The 851-nt window shown below is 63.0% G+C and carries 1 pseudogene; it reads right to left on the bottom strand.

The features are described from left to right. Positions 1-583: 583 nt before the first annotated feature. Positions 584-851: pseudogene (locus F8N21_RS30345) on the bottom strand (YMGG-like glycine zipper-containing protein); the annotation flags it as partial.

The raw sequence follows: 851 nt of genomic DNA, 5'->3' as shown, positions 1-851 counted from the left end.
GCCCCCGCTGGGTCGCGAAGCGGCCCTAAAACCGGCAATCGCAGTTTTCCAGGTAGAACGCATCCGCTGGTTTTACGACTGCTGCGCAGCCGAGCGGGGCGGTGCGGCGTTCCGACAAGCCCCCTCGCCACAGGTAGGGTGTTCGGCCAGCGAGATGTGTAGATACCTATGCCCAGGGGGGCGAGGGGACTGATCTCTAGTGTCTGTCGAGTTGCTGCGACCTGAGACACCGAGTCGACTATGGATTCAACGAATTACGTTCAGGTCGCAGTAAATCCTCAGAAACCCACATTCTGCTCCCGGCCTTGTACCCCTCTTCCCGCTGCAACGTCCGAACGGCGTAGGACTACGCCCGTAGCAGCTGCCGAGCCTGCGAGGCTGCGTTCGAGCCGGGGTCGCGCTCGACCGAAGTCCTCGCAAAGCCTGCGTACGCGGTTTGCCTGGAAGAACCCGTTGCCTGGTTTAACGACCGCTTCGCGGCCGGACGCAGCCTCGCGGGCTCGACAGCTGCTACGGACTCAGCCCTACGCCGTATTTCAATGTTGTGTAGATACCTATGTCACAGGGGCCTGGGACTCCCCGCTCAAGGATTAACCTGATACCCCCGCCCCTGCAGGCAACTGGTATAGGCCGTTGCACTGGTCGTCGCACTGGTGTTGCGCTGCTCCCGGCGGTCCTGACGCTGGCGCGCGCCACCCACCACGGCTCCAGCCGCTGCGGTTTCCCGGGCGCGATTCTGGCGATAGTCCTGCTTTACGTCGTCATCGACTCGATCATAAAACTCGTCATGCTGACGTCCTCGCACCTGCGCTCCAGCTGCCCCGGCAGCGGCACCAACGGCGGCTCCACGA

Source organism: Pseudomonas fluorescens (assembly GCF_902497895.1).
GTDB classification, from domain to species: Bacteria; Pseudomonadota; Gammaproteobacteria; order Pseudomonadales; family Pseudomonadaceae; genus Aquipseudomonas; species Aquipseudomonas fluorescens_BP.
This window is presented reverse-complemented; position numbering and strand designations above follow the sequence as displayed.